The sequence below is a fragment of the Xanthomonas sp. WHRI 8932A genome (assembly GCF_035012785.1).
In the GTDB taxonomy this organism is placed as follows: Bacteria; Pseudomonadota; Gammaproteobacteria; order Xanthomonadales; family Xanthomonadaceae; genus Xanthomonas.
In genome coordinates, this window is the sequence record NZ_JAYGQQ010000004.1 from 109,888 (window position 1) to 126,005 (window position 16,118).

A 16,118-nucleotide genomic window follows, 5' to 3' on the forward strand; every position below is an offset into this window, starting at 1 on the left:
GCAGTGCATACCCAATCGCAGATTGCGTGAGCTTTGACTACGTCCCACGTCGCATCGATGGCATAACACGAGCGCCACACCGGCGCACTACCGTAAACAGCCACCAAAGAAAAAGCCCGGTCGCCCGGGCTCGCTCTTTTCATCCGTCGACAACACGCCGTTACAGCTGTGTTTCTTCGATCTGAATCTTGTAACGCTTGCGCATCTCCTTGACGTAGGACTGCGCGGCGTTGTTACCGTCGATCTGGCTCAGCTGCTCACGCAGCATCGTCTGCTGCTCGGCCGGCATCTGCTTCAGGTCGCCCGGCGTGGCCTTGCTGATCACAAACACCGCAAAGCGGCCACCATCCAGCTCCACCTTACCCACCGACGGCTTGCCCTCGGTCGGACGCGGCGCACTGAAGATTGCGCGATTTGCGGCCGGCGTCGGAATCGGCGCAGTGCGCGGCAGGCCCGGGATCGGCTGCACCTGCAGCTTCTCGCTCGCCGCCAGCGCCTGCAGGGTTTCACCCTTCTGCACGCGTGCCAGCAGCGCATCGGCGGCCGCGGCTGCAGCCTTCTCGGTACGGTCGGCATGTACTGCGGCGATCACCTTGTCGCGCACCTTGTCCAACGGCAACGCCTGCTCGGCGGTGTGGTTGGTCACGCGCAACATCACGCTGTGGTTCGGAGCGATGGTGATCGGGTCGCTCACCGTGCCGTCCTGCACCAACGTTTCGGAGAACGCCGAACGCAGCACTGCCGGATTGGCCGCAATACCGCTGGCGTTGGTGCGCGAGAACGGGCCGAGGGTCTGCACCGGCAGACCGACCTGCTTGGCCGCCGGCTCCAGCGCAGTCGGATTCTTGTAGACCTGATCCACCAGCTTGCCGCTGATATCGGCATACGCCTTGTCGGCATCGGCCTTGAGCTGCTCGGCAGCAAGCTGGTCGCGCACCTGCTCGAACGACTTGCCCTGCCCGCCCTTGACCTCACGCAGCTGGATCACGTGATAGCCGAACTCGGTCTTGATCGGCCCGACCACATCGCCAGCCTTCATCGAAAACAGCGCGTCTTCGAACGGCTTGACCATGGTGCCCTTCTCGACCCAACCCAGATCGCCACCGGCATCCTTGGAGCCCGGATCCTGCGAATTGGCCTTGGCCAGCGCAGCGAAATCGGCACCTGGCTGCTTGGCCTCCGCCGCGAGCTTGGCTGCCTTGGCTTCGGCAGCCTTTTGCGCAGCAGCATCGCTACCGGCGCTGATCAGAATGTGCGACGCCAACCGTTGATCCGGCTCGACAAAGCGCGCCTTCTCTTCTTCATAGCGCTTACGCAACGTCGCCTCGTCAGCTGCCGTGGCCGGCGGCATCGTGGCGGCATTGAGCTCGACGTATTCGATGCTCACAGTCTCCGGCTGACGGAAATCCTGTGTATGCGCGTCATACCACTGCTTGATCTGCGCATCGCTGACCGGCGCGGTATCGGCAGCCGGCGCCGGCAACATCGCCAACTCCACGTCGCGCGTTTCGCCCATCAGCTTGAGCAGCCGCTCGAACTCGGCCTTGGTTGCAAAACCCGATTCGGCGACGGCCTGCGGGATCACCGACTGCTGCAAGCTGTCGCGTACCAGCGCATCGAACTGCGCTGGGGTGCGCGGCGGTGTGCCTTGTGCGAGTGCGGCGCGGTACTGGTCCGGGCTGAACTTGCCATCGACCTGGAACGCCTGAATATTGGTGATGTAATCGCGCACCGTGGCGTCGCCGATCACGATACCAGCATCTTCGGCACCGAGGCGAATCACTTGCTCGTCCACCAACTGGTCGAGCACCTGTAGCTTGTTTTCGCGGGATTCGAAGGTGCGCGGGTCGAAGTTCTCGCCCTGACGCTGGCGCTCCTGCATGCGCGCCTGTTCGAAGCGTGCGCGGAAATCCTGCGTGCTGATTTCGTGGTGCTGCCACAGCAGCGAGATCGGCCACCAGGTCGGAGCGGATTTCCACCACGTCGGCGGCGCCTGCACCTTGGCCACATTGTTGGCGCCAATGCCGCCCAGGTAGCTGTTGTCGATGACGAACAGGAACGGAATCATCAGCAACCCCAGGATGGCGGTAGCGATCCAGCCTGACGTCTTGTCGCGAAGTTTCTGCAGCATTGGCAAATCACGGCCTGTGGGCGAGCCGGGCAGTGTAACCCGCTTAACGCCATGCACCCAGCCCGACGCCCGTCAGGCGCGGGTCAAGATGCAGAAAAGTGCAGTCGTGAATGGAAGAGACGTAAAGATCGCCGCACCTCACAGGCGTCATGGAGTGAGCGCATTGAGGTTACCGCCGCGCACAGCCTGCGCTCCATTCACCGCAGACCCATGCGCTATCGCGTCATGGGACAAGGTTCAAACGCTCCAAAAAAAAGCCCCCGGCACAAGGCCGAGGGCTTCGGTGTAACTGGCGGAGCGGACGGGACTCGAACCCGCGACCTCCGGCGTGACAGGCCAGCATTCTAACCAGCTGAACTACCGCTCCGCTTTAAACTTGGACATCTACCCCACGGCATTCGCATTGCAAATGCTGTGGAGAAAACGAAGCCCCCAATCGCTCAGGGGCTTCGGTGTAACTGGCGGAGCGGACGGGACTCGAACCCGCGACCTCCGGCGTGACAGGCCAGCATTCTAACCAGCTGAACTACCGCTCCGCGCTTAAAACTTTGCTTGGTGCTTAGTGGTGGGTGCTGAGGGTTTCGAACCCCCGACCCTCTCCGTGTAAGGGAGACGCTCTACCGCTGAGCTAAGCACCCTAGCGAGTCGATTAGTTTACTGCATCCTTCAGGGCTTTGCCAGCCTTGAATGCAGGATTCTTCGAAGCAGCGATCTTGATGCTGTCGCCCGTCTTCGGATTGCGGCCGGTACGCTCAGCGCGCTCGCGGACCTGGAAGGTGCCGAAGCCAACGAGGGTGACAGCGTCGCCCTTCTTCAGCGCCTTGGTGATTTCGCTCACAACCGCGTCGACAGCACGGCCAGCTTCAGCCTTGGAGATGTCAGCGGCAGCGGCAACGCCATCGATCAATTCGGTTTTATTCATTCTTGAAACTCCCTTTGCGGCAGATGCCGCGGAATCGACAATCGGCGCTCTTGCCGTTAGCGAAGAACCCGACACAAGTGGTATCGCGTGACGCATCACATTTTGCCGCGCCCACGAGTCGTGCATTTATACCAGCGCCCCCAACAGCGCGCAAGCCAAAACCCAATAACGACGCGGGTTTTGGCTTGTTTCGGGACGTCTTAGACAGCGCACGTTAGTGCTTGACGCGGGTACCCGGGGTAGTACGCGACTTGCCGCGCACGGCAACGCGCGACGCAGTCTTGCGGGCCTTTTCCTTGCCTGCCTTCTTCGGTGCGAGCGGACGCTCCAGGGCGAGATCCAGCACTTCGTCGATCCACTTGACCGGCACGATCTTCAAATCGCGCGTGACGTTAGCCGGGATATCGGCCAGGTCCTTGCGGTTCTCGTCCGGGATCAACACGGTGCGGATGCCACCACGCAGTGCCGCCAGCAATTTCTCCTTCAACCCGCCGATTGCCGACACACGACCGCGTAGCGTGATCTCGCCGGTCATCGCCACATCGGCGCGGATCGGCACCTTGGTCAATACCGATACCAACGACGTCACCATCGCGATACCTGCGCTGGGGCCGTCCTTCGGTGTGGCGCCATCAGGCACGTGCACATGCACATCCTGTTTCTGCAGGAAATCCACATCGATACCCAGACGCTCGGCGCGCGAACGCACCACCGACAGCGCAGCCGATGCAGACTCCTTCATGACGTTACCAAGCTGACCGGTCAGGATCAGATTGCCCTTGCCCGGCACCAACGTCGATTCGACCTGCAACAACTCGCCGCCGACTTCGGTCCAGGCCAGACCGGTGACCAGACCGATTTCGTTTTCTTCTTCGGCGCGACCGAAGTCGAAGCGACGCACGCCCAGGTACTTGTCGAGATTCTTCGACCCGACCGTCATCAACGCCTTCGGCTTACCCTTCTTGGCGACCACTTTCTTCGCTGCCGGCTGCGGGCCGGCAAGCGCGATTTCCTTGACCACCTTGCGGCAGATCTTGGCGATTTCGCGCTCCAGATTACGCACGCCGGATTCGCGGGTGTAATAGCGCACCACATCCTGGATGGCGTCGCTGCCGATTTCGATCTCTTCCGGCTTCAGGCCGTTGGCCTTGATCTGCTTGGGCACCAGGTAACGCATGGCGATGTTGAGCTTTTCATCCTCGGTGTAGCCGGGGATGCGGATCACTTCCATGCGGTCCAGCAGCGGGCCGGGGATGTTGAGCGAGTTGGAGGTGGCGACGAACATCACTTCCGACAGGTCCAGATCCACTTCCAGGTAATGATCGTTGAAGGAATGGTTCTGCTCGGGATCGAGCACTTCCAGCAACGCCGACGACGGGTCGCCGCGGAAGTCCATCGACATCTTGTCGATCTCGTCCAGCAGGAACAGCGGGTTCTTGCTACCGACCTTGTTGAGGTTCTGCACCAGGCGACCCGGCATCGAGCCGACATAGGTCCGGCGATGGCCACGGATCTCGGCTTCGTCACGGATGCCGCCCAGGCTCATGCGCACGAACTTGCGGTTGGTCGCCTTGGCGATCGATTGACCGAGCGAGGTCTTGCCCACGCCAGGCGGACCGACCAGGCACAGGATCGGACCCTTCATCTGCTTCACCCGCGACTGCACTGCCAAGTACTCAAGGATGCGCTCCTTGACCTTGTCCAGGCCGTAGTGATCGGCGTCCAGCGTGTCTTCGGCAACCTTCAGATCCTTGCGGACCTTGGTGCGCTTCTTCCACGGCACGCCCAGCAACCAGTCCAGATAGTTGCGTACCACCGCCGCCTCGGCAGACATCGGCGACATCTGCTTGAGCTTGTTGAGCTCGGCCTTGGCCTTGGTCTCGACCGGCTTGGGCATGCCGGACTCGGCGATCTTGCGCGCGAGTTCTTCCAGTTCGCCCGGCGCATCGTCCAGATCGCCCAGCTCCTTCTGGATCGCCTTCATCTGCTCGTTGAGGTAGTACTCGCGCTGGCTCTTTTCCATCTGCGACTTCACGCGGCCGCGGATGCGCTTTTCCAGCTGCTGCACGTCGATTTCGCCATCCACCAGCCCAACCAGCAGCTCCAGGCGTTCACCGATCTCGGTGATCTCCAGCAGGCGCTGCTTATCGGCCAGACGCACGCCGATATGGGCGGCGATGGTGTCGGCCAGACGGCCCGGCTCGTCGATGCCGGCCAGCGTCTGCAACAACTCCGGCGGCAGCTTGCGATTGGTCTTGACGTACTGCTCGAACAGGGACATCAGCGAGCGTGCGATCGCTTCGACCTCGCGCGGCTCACGGCCATCGCTGGCCTCCACTTCGGTGCCCTGCCCCTGCAATGCGCCGTCCAGTTCGACGACCTTGTCGACGGTGACCCGCGACAGGCCTTCGACCAGCACCTTGATGGTGCCATCGGGCAATTTGAGCAGTTGCAGCACCTGCGCCAGGGTGCCGACGGTGTACAGATCGCCGGCGGCCGGGTCGTCGGTTTCGGCCGACTTCTGCGCTACCAGCAGGATGCGCTTGTCCGCCTCCATGGCCTTTTCCAGCGCGCGCATCGACTTGTCACGGCCGACGAACAGCGGAATCACCATGTGCGGAAACACCACCACGTCGCGCAGCGGCAACACCGGCAGATCGAGAACTTCTGGTTGGGACTGGGCCATGGGGCGCTCCGCAGGAATCGGGGAAATTAGGGCGTAAAAAAAGCCGATGGCCCCGTTATGGGGCCATCGGCGAGGTGTTGCAAGTAGCTGTCGGAAACCCTTTATCCGCGAGCGGGGCCAAGGCCTGGCAACGCGAATGCGGAGCTCAATCGCCGGACGCAGCCTTGGCCGGGGCCGGTTGCGCCTGGTAGATCAGATACGGCTCGGATTTGTGCTCGATCACCGACTCGTCCACCACGACCTTGCTCACATTTTCCTGCGAAGGCAGCTCGTACATCGTATCCAGCAGCACCGATTCGACGATGGTGCGCAGACCACGCGCGCCGGTCTTGCGCTTGAGCGCCTTCTTGGCGATCGCAGACAGTGCGTCCGGGCGGAACTCCAGTTCCACGCCTTCCATGTCGAACAGCTTCTTGAACTGCTTGGTGATGGCGTTCTTGGGCTCGGTCAGGATCTTGATCAGTGCCGGCTCGTCCAGCTCCTCGAGCGTGGCGACCACCGGCAGGCGGCCCACGAACTCGGGAATCAGACCGAACTTGATCAAATCTTCCGGCTCGACCTCTGCCAGGATCTTGCCGACTTCCTGCTTGCGCTCGCTGCTCTTGACCTTGGCACCGAAGCCAATGCCGCCAGCGTCGTTGGAGCGCGCCTGGATGACCTTGTCCAGACCAGCGAACGCGCCGCCGCAGATGAACAGGATGTTCTTGGTGTCGACCTGCAGGAATTCCTGCTGCGGATGCTTACGCCCACCCTGCGGTGGCACCGAGGCAACCGTGCCTTCGATCAGCTTCAACAGCGCCTGCTGCACACCTTCGCCGGACACATCGCGGGTGATCGACGGGTTCTCGCTCTTGCGCGAGATCTTGTCGATTTCGTCGATATAGACGATGCCTTGCTGCGCCTTTTCGACATCGTAGTCGCACTTCTGCAGCAGCTTCTGGATGATGTTTTCCACGTCCTCGCCGACATAGCCGGCTTCGGTCAGCGTGGTGGCATCGGCGATCGTGAACGGCACATTGAGCAGGCGCGCCAGCGTTTCGGCCAACAGCGTCTTGCCCGAACCGGTCGGACCGACCAGCAGGATGTTGGATTTGGCGAGTTCGACTTCGTCGTTCTTGCTGCGGCTCTCGATACGCTTGTAGTGGTTGTATACCGCCACGGCGAGCGTGCGCTTGGCGCGCAGCTGCCCGATCACGTATTGATCCAGCACTTCGAGGATCTCGCGCGGCTTGGGCAGACTGGAACGTGCCGACTGCGCTTTCTCTTCGAGCTCCTCGCGGATGATGTCGTTGCACAGCTCAACGCATTCATCACAGATGAATACGCTGGGACCGGCAATCAGCTTGCGGACTTCATGCTGACTCTTACCGCAGAACGAGCAGTAGAGAATCTTGTTGCTGTCGCCGGAACGACCTTGGCGGTCTTCGCTCATGCTTCTGTTACCCAGTTACCCCACCCGATGCACGGGGGTTCGATTTCGAGAATAGCACAGGGTCGGGAGGACGTTCGCCCCGCCCGACCCTGCCGGTTTTTCCTGCAATTTCAGCGACCTGGCGATCAAGACGGCTGGATCGACTCTTCCGGACGACGCTCCAGCACCTGATCCACCAGACCATAGGCCTGTGCATCGACCGCGCTCTTGAAGTTGTCGCGCTCGGTGTCGCGCGCAATGGTCTCCAACGACTGGCCAGTGTGCTTGGCGAGGATCTCGTTCAGGCGCGAACGCAGGGTCAGGATCTCGCGCGCATGGATGTCGATATCGGTCGCCTGGCCCTGGAAGCCGCCCAGCGGCTGATGGATCATCACGCGCGAATTCGGCAGCGCATAGCGCTTGCCGGCCGCACCCGATGCCAGCAACAGCGCGCCCATCGAGGCGGCCTGGCCCACGCAGATGGTGGCCACGTCCGGCTTGATGTACTGCATGGTGTCGTAGATCGCCATGCCGGCGGTGACCACGCCACCGGGCGAATTGATGTAGATGCTGATGTCCTTTTCCGGATTATCCGCTTCCAGAAACAGCAACTGAGCCACGATCACGTTGGCCATATGGTCGTCGATCGGACCGACCAGGAAGATCAGACGCTCCTTGAGCAGACGCGAGTAGATATCATACGCACGCTCGCCACGGCTGGTCTGTTCGACCACCATCGGCACCAGATTCAGGGCTTTGGTCACAATGCTCATCGGTCTTCCTGTTGTGGCACCAGCTTGCGCCGATAACCGGGTTTGACGTCCGCATCCCAGCCAGCGGGATGCGGGTTGGTGTCACACCGCCGCTTTTAGACGCGGATCGCGTCCTGGAACGACAGCGGCTGCTCGGTGTGCTGGGCGCGCTCGGCGATCCAGTCGATCACCTGCTCCTCCATCACACGGCTCTGCAGCCCACCCATCAGTTGGGGATCGTTGCGGTACATCTCAATGACCTGTTCCGGCTCTTCGTAGGTCGAGGCGATCAGACGCAGCGTTTCGCTGACGCGCTTGGACTCCAGCCGCAGTTCGTTGCGGCGTGCCACTTCACCGACCAGCAGACCGACCAGCACGCGCTTGGCGGCGGCATCCATGAAACCCTGGTGTGCATCGTCCGGCACCTGGCCTGGATCGCGACCGCTGCGGCGCACCTGCTCGACCTGCTGGGCCAGCATCGAACGGGCCTCGTTCTCGACCAGACGGGGCGGCATCTCGACGTGCGCGTAGGCGGCGATCAGCTGCTCACCCACTTCGCGACGCAGGCGGTTCATCAGCGCACCCTTGAGCTCGCGCTCCAGGTTGGTGCGGATGTCGGCGCGGAACTGCTCGGCATCGCCGCTCTTCACGCCGAAGCTCTTGATGAACTCCTTGTCCACCACCGGCAGCACCGGCTCGGACACTTCAACTGCTTTGACATGCACCTGCACGGTCTTGCCAGCCAGCTGCGGCACGCGCCACTCGGCCGGGAAATCGATAGTCAGGGCCTTGTCTTCACCCTTGGTCAGGCCTTCCAGGCCCTTCTCGATCTGGTCGAACATCACGCCCGAGCCCAACACGCTGCTGCCGGTTTCCACGCCTTCGGCGGGCAGACGCTCGTCGCCGGCCTGCGACCAGGTCTCCAGCGCCACCAGATCGCCGACCTGCGCGCCGCGCTCGACCGGGTTCCAGGTACGGCGCTGCAGACGCAGGTTTTCGATCATCTGGTCGATGTCGGCGTCGGTCACGTCGGCGGTGTGACGCACCACCGACAGCTTGGCGACGTCGATATCGCCGAAGTCCGGCACCACTTCGAAGGTGGCAACGAAGTCGAAATCGCTTTCGCCCTGATCGATGCGCGGGTTGCCGGCCAGACGCAGCGAGTGCTCGCGCACGGCCGAGTCGAAGGTTTCACGCAACAGGCCTTCCATCGCCTCGGCACGCACCTGCTGACCGAAGCGCTGCTCGATGACCTTGGTCGGCACCTTGCCGGGACGGAAGCCCTTGATGCGCGTGGTCCGCGCCAGTTCGCGCAGGCGGCCACCGACGTGGGTTTCCAGACGCTCCTGCGGCAGGGTGAAGGTCAGGCGGCGTTCCAGATTGCCGGTGGATTCGATCGATGCTTGCATGTTGACTCCTGCCACCGACAGCACAAGCGTCGGCACGAGATGGAAGAGACGGGTTGACGGATGGCGAGAATGCCGCCGAGCCTTGTAGTTTCGCCGATAACGGCGACGGCTGCCAGCGAAACGCGCGCACTGGCGTTTGCAGCGGAAAAGATCGGTTTGCCGGAGCTGCAGCGGCCGGAGCACTCACGGCCGCACTGCATTGGTGCGAAAGGGGGGACTCGAACCCCCACGCCTTGCGGCGTCAGAACCTAAATCTGGTGCGTCTACCAATTCCGCCACTTTCGCGATGTCGCAGGTGCATGCGCATTGTTGCAGGGATGCCAGCAAAGAAAAAGCGCCGCGAACGGGCTGCCAAGGCAGCGCGCCGGGTTGAGGCATGCATGGCATGCATGCACCTGCCAAATCGGCGCTCCGGAGGTGCCCGCCAACCGAACTCAAGTGAACGATTCACGCCCCGGCCTGATCCCAGCCCAAACCTGATGCTTTTGCGTGTACATGACTGCGTCAATATTTGCGAAAATTCCGTTAAGCCCAAGTCGAGAGAGCGCGCCGTCGCAATGAGAGACCGATACCGTCAGATCGTGGCACTGTCGCGAGACTGCATCAAAGAGATCGACCTCGACGGGCGGATCACGGCGATCAATGCCAATGGACTGACCGTCTTGGGCGCCAGTCGGCCCGAGCAGTTGCTCTCTCGCCCGTGGCGGGACTTCTGGCCGGCGGGAGCCGTCGGCTTGATCGATACGGCACTTACTGCATCGCTCGCGGGCGCGGTGCACGAGTTCGAGGCCAGCTGCGTCAACTTCGTTGGCGTGCGCCAGACCTGGCAGGTGGTCACCAGTCCGTTGTTCGACGCAGACGGTAACGTCGAGGCGATCCTGGCGGTCAGCAAGAACATTTCCGACCGCCGTGCGTTGGAGGCTGCCTTCCATACGCTGGATCGCACCTTGAAGGCGGAGCGCGAGTTCTCCACGGGCGCACTGATGCTGGCACGCACGCGCGAGAATTCTCTGTCGACCGAGCTGCACAGCCTGCGCGATCTGCAAGAGCGCATCGAGGACGATCTGGACATTGCGCGCGCCGCACAAGGTGCTGCCGAACGGATTTCCGAACAGGCACAGAAAGGCGAGGCGGTCGGGCAACTGCTGGCCGGCGTGGTGCACGATCTGAACAATGTGCTGCAGGCCGCCACCTCTGCGATCGACCTGGTGGTCCAGCGTGGTCAGATCGACGCACAGGACACCAAGCTGCTCGGCGTGGCCGATGCCGCGCTTCAACATGGCTCGGTCATGGCGCAGCGGCTGGTGGGATTTTCGCGCCAGTATCCGTATAGCCCCGAACCTGTTGACCTTGCCGCACTGGCCGACCAGCTCAATCCGTTGCTGGAACAGGTCATCGGCACAGACCTGCGCTTGCAGGTGAACACTGCTGCGGGCGGATGCTGCGCCATGGTCGACCGGCATACGGTGGAACGCGCGATCTTGAATCTGGTCATCAATGCGCGCGATGCCTGCGCAAGCGGCGGCGTCATCCGTGTGGAGACCGGCCAAACGCAGGTCGCCAAGGCCGATGCAACCTTGACCAAACCCGCTGGCGAGTTCGCCACCATCGCGGTTGCCGATGACGGTCACGGCATGGACAGCCATGTGCAGTCGCGGCTATTCGAGGCGTACTTCACCACCAAGAGCGCGGACAAGGGAGCCGGGCTGGGCCTGGCGCAGGTTTACAGCGCGGTGCGCCAGGCAGGCGGCTTTATCGACGTGACATCGGCACCGGGCAAGGGCGCGCGTTTCCTGCTTGCGTTTCCGCGCGTGGACCAGGCGTAACACTCGGTTGGCGAATGCAGACATGCGTAGCTGGATGCGTGCGTTATGCAGTTAAATTGACGTAAATCGTTAACTGCGGCGATTGCGCGCGGCGTTGTAATTGCAGACTTCTTTCACCACTGTCTGCAACATATCGGTAACACCCTTGCCTTAATCGAGGCGAAGGGAATTTTCGAAAATCTAAAGCGGCAGTGAGTAGCCCGCTGATCCAGTGATGCAGCAGCATCCATTCGGCATTCGATACTTCTTACTTAATGCCCATGCATGTCGTTCCGGCATAGATATGTCGCTCTGCCTACCGGGCATGCACAGCCGACTGCATGCAGCGCCACGATAGTGAGTTACCAGCAGGGAACCAGGCGTCGCGCACCTCTCTGCCACCTTCAATCACTCTGCGAATCTATTGCGTCAAACACCCGATAACCGCAGAGCGGCGATTAATCGCGTCACACCGCGTGTGTTCGCGCTGGGAGTGCGGGCTTCGCTGTTGGGAAATCCTGGCCTGCCCCACAAGCACATTATCTGGCGCTGTTAACTCGCACTCGCACTATCGGCATATCGCATGCCGCTTTTTTAAAAGCCCGTTGGCCAATACGCACCTGAGCGCACGTCGTTACCGGATACAAGACTTGCACCACCAGCAAGGGACTGCTTTTGCAGCGAGAAGCTTTCGAATTCCCGGTCGCTCCCCACGCAATCCGCACTTCTCGGGTAACTACACATGAGACACCACTCCATGGTCCAGATACGGAATCGCAACGCGTCACGCCTGTTCACTGCCATTGGCACTGCACTGGCTTTTCTGCCGATGATCGCAATGGCATCACCTGCGCGCGGCACCCTGCTCAACAGCAATTTCCTGACCAGCTATACCCGCTCGGCACTTAGCGCGTTGCTGCCCGACGACAAGGCCAGCGACCTTCCGACATGCGATGTTCGCGTGGCCGAGTTCAGCTACGCCACGATCGGTGTCCAGGGAGAGCCGACCACCGCGTCGGGCGTTCTGCTGGTGCCGGGCGGCACACGCTGCACAGGCCCCTACCCCTTGCTGAGCTGGAACCAGGGCACCCAACCCAAACGTACCGCGGAACAGGCGAAGGACATCCGCGATGCAAAGGGCGACGACCCGCTTGTCACTCGATTGGCGGGCAAGGGCTATGTGGTGGTCAGTACCGATTATCTGGGATTGGGCAAGTCGCAGTATCCGTTCCATCCTTATCTGCACGCGGCCACCGAGGCCAGTGCGAGCATCGACGCGATGCGCGCCGCACGCCAGGTTCTGGCACGTTTGCACACGCCACTATCGGGCAAGGTCATGGTGTCGGGATATTCGCAAGGCGGGCATGCCGCGATGGCGACCCAGCGCGAGATCGAGGCGCACGATTCCAAAGAATTCAATCTGGTTGCCAGCGCGCCGATCTCCGGGCCGTATGCGCTGAGTCAGACCTTCCTGGACAGCTGGAGCGGAACCAATGCGGTTGGCGAAAGCACCTTCGGCCTGGTACTGGCCACTTACGCGCTGGTCGGCATGCAGCATGCTTATCACAACATCTATCTCGCTCCGTCGCAGGTCTTTCAGGACCCGTGGGCCAGCAAGGTCGAGGGTTACTTTCCGGGTAAGGATGAGCTGACCGATCTTGCGATCGGCGACGCACTACCGGGCATCGACAAGATCGGCAGCTATTTCCAGCCGAGTTTCTACAAGGACGTGCCACGCAATCCGAACAACCCGTTCCGCAAGGATCTGGCGCGCAACGATCTGCTGGACTGGACGCCACGCACACGCACGCTGCTGTGCGGCTCGTCCAATGACGCCACCGTGCCACTGAAGAACGCCACCACCGCCATCGACAGCTTCAAGCGACACGGCAGTACGCAGGTTTCGGTGCTGGATCTGGGAAGCGGCAACCGCGACGACAACAGCGCTCTGGAGCACCTGATCATCAAGGAGAGCTGCATGATCGCCGTGCGCCAGCAACTGCTGGACAAGCAGCGCTAAAGCCAGGGCGCGCGATGCATCGCTGCGAGGCGAGGCGACAGCGCATCAGGCGATACGCAGAGCATTGTCGCCACCTTCGGATCGCCACCTCGTCATATTCAAGATGACGAGGTGGCGATCCGATCGATTTGGCGCACCGACGTGGGCACCGAGCATTGCGATGAACGTGTAGATGGCTACGCAGCGATGCGGGGAGTGCAGTGCGCCCGGACCAGAAATCGGCACAAAGAAAAACAGCCACTCAACTTACGCTGAGTGGCTGCCTGTCTGGTGGGCCGTCAAGGATTCGAACCTTGGACCTATTGATTAAGAGTCAACTGCTCTACCAACTGAGCTAACGGCCCTGAAACTGGTCGCACATTGTATGTGCATTTTTGCTTCGTTGCAACACCCCGCGATGCATCGGGTCGAACTTTCCTGCAATCAGTGGGGTGGCTGAGGGGACTCGAACCCCCGACATCTGGAATCACAATCCAGTACTCTAACCAGCTGAGCTACAGCCACCACTGAAAACCTACTTCCTACCGCACCGCCGATGGCGCGCCCGACAGGACTCGAACCTGTAACCGCCGGCTTAGAAGGCCGGTGCTCTATCCGGTTGAGCTACGGGCGCCCGGACCGAACTTCGCATTCCCACGCCGTCAAGAGCTCGGAATGGTCGGGGTAGAGGGATTCGAACCCCCGACATCCTGCTCCCAAAGCAGGCGCGCTACCAGACTGCGCTATACCCCGGCGGGACCTTTCCATCCCAAAGGCTGGAAAGGTCGGCTATTTTGGGAACGATTGGCCTCGCTGTCAATCACTCTGTGTAAATTCGGCGATCCGGTATCCTCGCCGCAACGCTCACCGGTACGGCGAGCACCACTTTCATGGAGAACACGCATGCGCAGCGGTAACCCGGCTCTTCGGGAATCCACGTTCCTCGACCTCGGCTCCGGCTCGGTGGTCACCCGCGACGGTCAGGCAATGACACTCAACGGCACGGTCAACAAGACCGGCCTGCTGTTGCTGATGGCCGTCGCCACCGCTGCGTTTGCCTGGTCGCAATCGATCGGCGCGGACGGCGCGCCGCTGCCGGCAGCACGCCTGTACATGATCGCCGGTGCGATCGGCGGGCTGGTGTTTGCACTGGCGACCAGCTTCAAGCCGACCTGGGCACCGGTCACCGCGCCGCTGTACGCGCTGATTGAAGGCTTTTTTCTGGGCTCGATCTCGGCCGTGTACGAGGCACGTTTCAACGGCATCGTGTTCCAGGCAGTGCTGCTGACCTTCGGCACCATGTTCGCGCTGTTGTTCGCGTATCGCAGCGGCTTGATCAAGGCCACCGAGAACTTCAAGCTGGGTGTGGTCGCGGCCACCGGCGGCATCGCGCTGGTGTATCTGACCACCATCGTGCTGGGCTTGTTCGGTGTGCGCATTCCCTTCATCCACGACTCGGGCCTGATCGGCATCGGCTTCAGTCTGTTCGTGGTGGTAGTGGCAGCACTGAATCTGGTGCTGGACTTCGACTTCATCGAAAGCGGCGTCGAGCAGGGTGCACCCAAGCACATGGAGTGGTACGGCGCGTTCGGCCTGATGGTGACGCTGGTGTGGCTGTACATCGAGTTTTTGCGCCTGCTGTCGAAGCTGCAGTCGCGTAATTAAGCGGGGAATCGGGATTGGGAAATCGCAACAGCGATCGCTTGGCCTGATGGTTTGACACTGACGTTAAGCAATCCGCTTCCACCAAAAAGAAAGGGCGCCTAGGCGCCCTTTCTTTTTGTGCGATCTACCCGCGCGCTCAGAGGCGGCTGGCGATGGCCTTGGCGAAGCCCATGGTGTTGCCGGTGCCACCCAGGTCGGGGGTCAGCGAGTCCTTGGCTTCCAGCGTGGCGACGATCGCTTCGCGCAGGCGCTCGGCGTTCTGCGGCTGACCGATGTGGTCCAGCATCTGCGCGGCGCCCAGCAGCAGTGCGCATGGATTGGCCTTGCCCTGCCCTGCGATGTCCGGCGCTGAGCCGTGCACGGCCTCGAAGATCGCCGCATCCAGACCGATATTGGCACCCGGGGCCAGACCCAGGCCGCCGACCAGACCGGCGCACAGGTCGGAGATGATGTCGCCGAACAGGTTGGTGGTCACGATGATGTCGAACTGTTCCGGACGCATCACCAGCTGCATGCAGGTGTTGTCGACGATCATTTCCTGGAATTCGATTTCCGGGTACTGCGTGGCGACGTCACGGGCGACTTTCAGGAACAGGCCCGAGGTCGACTTGATGATGTTGGCCTTATGCACCGCGGTGACCTTCTTGCGGCCGGTGGCGCGCGCCAGGTCGAAGGCGTAGCGCACGATGCGCTCGGAGCCCTTGCGGGTGACGCGGGCGCCGGAGAATGCGGTCTCGCCATCCTCGGACACGGTCTGGCCTTCGCTCAGATAGGCGCCTTCGGTGTTTTCGCGCACCGTGATCAGGTCAACGCCATCGGCGAAACGCGATTTGGTGTTGGGGAACGACTTGGCTGGACGCACGTTGGCGTACAGGTCGAACTTGCGACGCATGGCGACGTTGATCGAGCTGAAACCTTCGCCAACCGGCGTGGTCAGCGGGCTTTTCAACGCCACTTTGTTCTTGGTGATCGAGGCCAGGGTGGACTCGGGCAGCAGATCGCCGTGCTTTTCCAGCGCGACCAGGCCAGCGTCGGCGTACTCGTAGGTCAGGCCAGCTTGCAGCGCGTCGAGCACGAACAGCGTGGCATCCATGATCTCCGGGCCAATACCGTCGCCGCGGATGACCGTGATTGTCTGCGTCATAAGGTTGGGGTTCCGAACTTGAAGGGGGAGCGCCAGCCGTCAAACCCGGCAGAGCGGCGCAAGGAGGTTTCACCGGCAATTATGCCCGATGCTGGTGACCGCGCCCAAACCGACCATCGTCTAAGGGGCCGGCAACAGGGGCAGCGGCCGCAGCGCACGTGGCCCCGGACGGATGCCGAACCGGTGCGTGTCCT

General features: G+C 61.7%; 10 protein-coding genes and 8 tRNA genes. 3 read left to right on the plus strand and 15 right to left on the minus strand.

All coding sequences use genetic code 11. The features are described from left to right. Nucleotides 1-160: 160 nt before the first annotated feature. The 10 genes from VC212_RS07610 to VC212_RS07655 all read right to left on the minus strand — a co-directional run bounded on the left by VC212_RS07610 (nucleotide 161) and on the right by VC212_RS07655 (nucleotide 9,596). Entirely contained in the window at nucleotides 161-2,131 is a 1,971-nt protein-coding gene (locus VC212_RS07610) for a peptidyl-prolyl cis-trans isomerase (RefSeq protein ID WP_115512375.1), read from the minus strand. Nucleotides 2,132-2,421: 290 nt separating this feature from the next. Next, nucleotides 2,422-2,498 (minus strand) — tRNA-Asp (locus VC212_RS07615). A 92-nt stretch (nucleotides 2,499-2,590) separates the two neighbouring features. Continuing rightward, a tRNA-Asp gene (locus tag VC212_RS07620) sits at nucleotides 2,591-2,667 on the minus strand. A gap of 27 nt (nucleotides 2,668-2,694) precedes the next feature. After that, nucleotides 2,695-2,769, minus strand: a tRNA-Val gene (locus VC212_RS07625). 11 nt (nucleotides 2,770-2,780) lie between these two features. Next, the gene (locus tag VC212_RS07630; RefSeq protein ID WP_002806049.1) at nucleotides 2,781-3,053 is read right to left on the minus strand and encodes an HU family DNA-binding protein; all 273 of its coding nucleotides are present in this window, start codon (nucleotides 3,051-3,053) and stop codon (nucleotides 2,781-2,783) included. A gap of 214 nt (nucleotides 3,054-3,267) precedes the next feature. Further along, the gene (gene lon, locus VC212_RS07635; protein WP_055845973.1) at nucleotides 3,268-5,739 is read right to left on the minus strand and encodes an endopeptidase La; all 2,472 of its coding nucleotides are present in this window, start codon (nucleotides 5,737-5,739) and stop codon (nucleotides 3,268-3,270) included. Nucleotides 5,740-5,884: 145 nt separating this feature from the next. Then, nucleotides 5,885-7,171 carry an ATP-dependent Clp protease ATP-binding subunit ClpX gene (clpX, locus tag VC212_RS07640; RefSeq protein ID WP_055845975.1) on the minus strand — a complete coding sequence of 429 codons (1,287 nt, stop codon included), beginning with the start codon at nucleotides 7,169-7,171 and terminating at the stop codon, nucleotides 5,885-5,887. Nucleotides 7,172-7,296: 125 nt separating this feature from the next. After that, nucleotides 7,297-7,923: an ATP-dependent Clp endopeptidase proteolytic subunit ClpP gene (gene clpP, locus VC212_RS07645; protein WP_055845978.1), complete on the minus strand. Its 627-nt coding sequence runs from the start codon at nucleotides 7,921-7,923 to the stop codon at nucleotides 7,297-7,299. Nucleotides 7,924-8,018: 95 nt separating this feature from the next. After that, on the minus strand, nucleotides 8,019-9,311 hold the full coding sequence (gene tig, locus VC212_RS07650; protein WP_055846334.1) for a trigger factor: 1,293 nt from the start codon (nucleotides 9,309-9,311) through the stop codon (nucleotides 8,019-8,021). A 200-nt stretch (nucleotides 9,312-9,511) separates the two neighbouring features. Further along, a tRNA-Leu gene (locus VC212_RS07655) sits at nucleotides 9,512-9,596 on the minus strand. A gap of 272 nt (nucleotides 9,597-9,868) precedes the next feature. Here VC212_RS07655 and VC212_RS07660 point away from each other — a divergent pair. Further along, complete coding sequence (locus tag VC212_RS07660; protein ID WP_311239712.1) at nucleotides 9,869-11,137, plus strand: PAS domain-containing protein; 1,269 nt, start codon at nucleotides 9,869-9,871, stop codon at nucleotides 11,135-11,137. Between the two features lie 736 nt (nucleotides 11,138-11,873). Next, complete coding sequence (locus tag VC212_RS07665; protein ID WP_323515109.1) at nucleotides 11,874-13,136, plus strand: lipase family protein; 1,263 nt, start codon at nucleotides 11,874-11,876, stop codon at nucleotides 13,134-13,136. Nucleotides 13,137-13,404: 268 nt separating this feature from the next. On the opposite strand, the gene VC212_RS07670 is transcribed toward VC212_RS07665, so the two are convergent. The 4 genes from VC212_RS07670 to VC212_RS07685 form a co-directional block, all read right to left on the minus strand. Next, nucleotides 13,405-13,480 (minus strand) — tRNA-Lys (locus VC212_RS07670). 83 nt (nucleotides 13,481-13,563) lie between these two features. Further along, nucleotides 13,564-13,640: transfer RNA gene (locus tag VC212_RS07675), tRNA-His, on the minus strand. A gap of 32 nt (nucleotides 13,641-13,672) precedes the next feature. After that, nucleotides 13,673-13,749 (minus strand) — tRNA-Arg (locus VC212_RS07680). 42 nt (nucleotides 13,750-13,791) lie between these two features. After that, a tRNA-Pro gene (locus VC212_RS07685) sits at nucleotides 13,792-13,868 on the minus strand. Nucleotides 13,869-14,018: 150 nt separating this feature from the next. Here VC212_RS07685 and VC212_RS07690 point away from each other — a divergent pair. Continuing rightward, nucleotides 14,019-14,780 (plus strand): Bax inhibitor-1/YccA family protein, encoded by a 762-nt coding sequence (locus tag VC212_RS07690; protein ID WP_323515111.1) that lies wholly within the window; start codon nucleotides 14,019-14,021, stop codon nucleotides 14,778-14,780. A 136-nt stretch (nucleotides 14,781-14,916) separates the two neighbouring features. Here the strand turns inward: VC212_RS07690 and VC212_RS07695 are convergent, their stop codons facing one another. Continuing rightward, the gene (locus VC212_RS07695; RefSeq protein WP_006451741.1) at nucleotides 14,917-15,924 is read right to left on the minus strand and encodes an isocitrate dehydrogenase; all 1,008 of its coding nucleotides are present in this window, start codon (nucleotides 15,922-15,924) and stop codon (nucleotides 14,917-14,919) included. Between the last annotated feature and the right edge of the window lie 194 nt (nucleotides 15,925-16,118).

Coding starts and splice junctions, on each gene's coding strand:
- VC212_RS07610 (WP_115512375.1), bottom strand. CDS start 2,131: ATGCTGCAGAAACTTCGCGACAAGACGTCAGGCTGGATCGCTACCGCC.
- VC212_RS07660 (WP_311239712.1), top strand. CDS start 9,869: ATGAGAGACCGATACCGTCAGATCGTGGCACTGTCGCGAGACTGCATC.
- VC212_RS07695 (WP_006451741.1), bottom strand. CDS start 15,924: ATGACGCAGACAATCACGGTCATCCGCGGCGACGGTATTGGCCCGGAG.
- VC212_RS07665 (WP_323515109.1), top strand. CDS start 11,874: ATGGTCCAGATACGGAATCGCAACGCGTCACGCCTGTTCACTGCCATT.
- clpP (WP_055845978.1), bottom strand. CDS start 7,923: ATGAGCATTGTGACCAAAGCCCTGAATCTGGTGCCGATGGTGGTCGAA.
- lon (WP_055845973.1), bottom strand. CDS start 5,739: ATGGCCCAGTCCCAACCAGAAGTTCTCGATCTGCCGGTGTTGCCGCTG.
- tig (WP_055846334.1), bottom strand. CDS start 9,311: ATGCAAGCATCGATCGAATCCACCGGCAATCTGGAACGCCGCCTGACC.
- clpX (WP_055845975.1), bottom strand. CDS start 7,171: ATGAGCGAAGACCGCCAAGGTCGTTCCGGCGACAGCAACAAGATTCTC.
- VC212_RS07630 (WP_002806049.1), bottom strand. CDS start 3,053: ATGAATAAAACCGAATTGATCGATGGCGTTGCCGCTGCCGCTGACATC.
- VC212_RS07690 (WP_323515111.1), top strand. CDS start 14,019: ATGCGCAGCGGTAACCCGGCTCTTCGGGAATCCACGTTCCTCGACCTC.